This is a genomic window from Bacillus sp. FJAT-27001 (genome assembly GCF_019039175.1).
Lineage (GTDB): Bacteria > Bacillota > Bacilli > Bacillales > Bacillaceae > Bacillus > Bacillus velezensis.
In genome coordinates this window covers 162,002-165,571 of sequence record NZ_JAHOAA010000006.1, presented here as the reverse complement: position 1 = coordinate 165,571, position 3,570 = coordinate 162,002, and the positions used below count along the sequence as shown (strand labels likewise).

General features: G+C 44.8%; 1 protein-coding gene. It reads right to left on the bottom strand.

The genetic code is table 11. The annotated features are described in order from the left end of the window. The coding region (locus BGM27_RS17120) for a phage tail protein (protein WP_254122900.1) at window positions 1-3,570 on the bottom strand (3,570 nt) is incomplete at both ends.

Here is a 3,570-nt window from a genome sequence, read left to right as displayed (position 1 = left end):
GTGGATTTTCAATTTTTTCTTAATGGTTTTCTCAATTGTCGATGCGATGGAGTTTGCTTCTTTCGCCAACTCGCCCTTCATGTTCTTCATTCCAGAAATAATGCCGGCCATTGTATTTGACCCGATGGCTTTACCGCTTTTCTTCAGAGAACCCAGCTGTTTTACGTCAACTGTAAGCTCCCCAATTTTGCGGAGATAGTCATTTTTCAGAAGTGCCAGTTCTTTATTTGCGGCCGATCGTAATTCATTTATTTTCTTGGTCGTCGCGTTCTTCAACCCGGTTAATTCTTGGGCAGCCTGGTCACTGGCCAGCTTGTGCTTTTCTTTCCACAGACTGACATACTCATTTAGCTCCGAATCTGTCATGCGGGCTATTGCATTGATCTGATCAGCTGATCCGACACCCATTTCTCTCAATTCATCCGTAAATGCTTTCGGTGCCCGGTTGGCTATTTTTGTAATGTCAGTGTTGAACGTTTTAATTTTGTCCAACTGCTTTTTAAGATTTGCAGTCAGCTTGGAGCCGTTCACATTTTCACTCGAAACATCGTCAAATAGACCGATGGCTTTATAAAGCGCATCAGTTCGGTCTTGCAGCTCCTTTTTATAGGCATCGTTGGCCGCCTTAATATCGGCAGTCAGTTTATCATTCACACTTTTGAATTTTGAGAGATAAGTATTGTTTGCGGAAAGAATGCCCTTGTTAAGTTTGTCAGCCGCTTTCTTTTCGGCTTCCTTCTGCTTTCTGGCCTTATCAGCCATCGCTTTTTGAGTCTGATAGATTTCCCGTTGAACCTTTATTTGCTGGTCAGAATTCAGCTTGTTCTTCTTCTTGATTTTCTCAAGCGTTTTGATATAGGTATTCCCGCTGATTTTTCCTGTATCGTATTTTGCCTCAGCTTTCTTAATTTGATCTGATACTTTCTTGGTATACGCCAGTTTCGCCTTCGCTTCCTTGCGCTGCTGCTCTTTCAGAAGCTTCTTCTGCTTATCAGAGGCGCTTTTGGATGCCTGATATATCTCGCGCTGGATTTTTCGGTTTTGCTCGCTGGTAAGCTTGTTTTGCTTCTGAATCTTCTGCAATGTTTTGATATACGTATCGGCGCCCATTTTCTTGGTGTCATACTTCACTTCAGCGTTCTTAATTTTGTTGGATACCTTTACCTCAGCCGCCTTCCGAGCCGCTTTTGCTGCTTTTGCCGCGGCCGCTTTTACTTTCCCTTGCGATTTATCAATACCAGCCGCCATACCAGTACCGACGTGATAGCCGACCTGGTCACGCATTACCCTTGACGGAGAATGGATTCCCAGAAGTTTTTTCATGCCGTTTGGAATAGCATTTGCCATTGATTTCACTTTGCTCGCTAAAGCCCCTGCCATGCCGCTGATACCATTTATTAATCCTTGTATGATGTTGCGGCCAATGGACTTGAGGTTGATGCCTTTAAAAAATTTCATGACACCATTCCAAATGCTGACGATACGTTCTTTTGTTGCTTGGATACGGTTTACGATTTGAGCTTTCATGTAGCTGAATGCTGTAGAAGCTGCGCTTTTAATGCCGTTCCAAATGGACATCACTTTGCTTTTCACTGTATTCCAGAGGCTTATTACTCTGTCTCTTGTCGCTACAATTCTATTGACGATTTGCGCCCGCATGTAGTTGAAGGCTGTGACAGCTGCACTTTTTAAAGCATTCCAGACAGATGTCACTTTGCTTTTTATCGCGTTCCACAAACTGACCATTTTGTCTCTGGTTGCAATAATCCGATTCACAATTTGTGCGCGCATATAGGTAAAAGCAGTCACTGCAGCACTTTTCAGAGCATTCCATATGGACGAGACTTTACTCTTAATTGCATTCCAGATGCTGATCATTTTATCTCTCGTCGCAATGATCCTGTTAACGATCTGGGCCCGCATATACGTAAAGACTGTGACAGCCGCCGATTTAAGACCTGTCCAAATTGAGGTAATAGTCTTCTTAATGCCATTCCATACTGAAGTCGCAGTCTTCTTAATACCATTCCAGACATTAGAGAAGAACGACTTTATTCCGTTCCATGTTGATGTTGCTATCGTCTTTATACCTGTCCAGACAGTAGACAACCAAGTGGAAATAGCACCCCATACCGCAATTGTAGCCGATTTCACCGTGTCCCAATTCGCGATGATCAAGGCAACCAGACCGATGACAGCCGCCGTAATCCATCCGATAGGCCCCATTGCGATGACCCATGATGCCGCCATGCGTGCCGCCTGTGCTGCCGCTTGTGCCGCAAGTACGACGAGTTGCCGGCCGAATAAAACCATTTGCTTACCGCCTGCAACCAACAAAGATATAAAATTGCTGATCTGCGCCGCCGTCCAAGCCGCTGCCATGCGGGTTGCCTGTGCTATGGATTGCGCTGCGAGCACGGTCATTTTGGCAATGAAAAGACCCATCTGCTTAATCCCGTTTGTCAGCATTGTGATAAAAGAGGTGATCTTCATTGCTGTCCATGCGGTTGCTGTACGGGCAGCACTTGCGATTGATTGAGCAGCCATTACAGTCATATTCTTGATCCATAAGCCCATTTGTACAATGCCGCGCTTCAGAGCAGAAATCAACGACGATATTTTCATAGCCGTCCAAGCAGCAGCTGTCCTAGCCGCTTCAGCTGTTGTTTTCGCCGCTAAAACTGTGTACTCTGCTATGAATTTACCAACCCAAACTATGCCGGATTTCAATTGCGATATCATTTTAGCGAGTGTGAATCCTTCTGTTCCTGTGACGAATTTTTTTACCCATTTAGCTGCAGTTAAAAAATCCTTTAAGCCGTTTGTAACAGCGCTGACGGCTACTATCGCCGGAACAATAGCTCTTAACGCACCGATTAATGAAATGCCCGCCGCAATGAACTTCCCGATTGCCGGGTTTGCTTCCATCGCTGCATTAGTAAATTTCAAAAACCCGTTTACATTCTCCAAAATCGTTTTACCGAGTGGAGCCATGCCAACAAGCAAGTTGATGATAGTTTTTGCGATCTGCCCCAATGTGCTCCATACTGTAGGACCGTTGGTTTTGATATAGTCAATGAACGATTGAAATTCTTTTGTTTTCGTAACGCTGCCAGCCCACTCATTGAACCGCTTGGTCAGATCTACGAGTGATGTCATCATGTCTTGTGACATAGGAGCGAATCCAGTAAACAGCTTTGTCAGGCCGCCCGAAAAGTTTCTGATAATCTGCAACAATTTTGGGCCGTTGGTTTTTGTATACTCCACGAAAGCCTGAAATTTCTTTGAAGAACCCAAGTTTGCTGACCATTTCACCCATGATTGGGTCATTCCTTCGATGGATTTTGTCATGCTCTTTCCGGTCGGTCCGAATGCTACGATCAGATTGAAAACTGTCCGTAAGACATTCCCGGCAGATCGGCCGAATGAAGCAAACGCCGCCGGAGCTTCTTTGTTCAGATAAGAAATGAATCTCTGCATGTCCGGAGCTTTAAAAGCCTTATCCATGCTTTTCGCCAGTCCCACGCCCTCTTTTGCCAGTCCATCAAACATTGGAATGAGTGAGTTAAG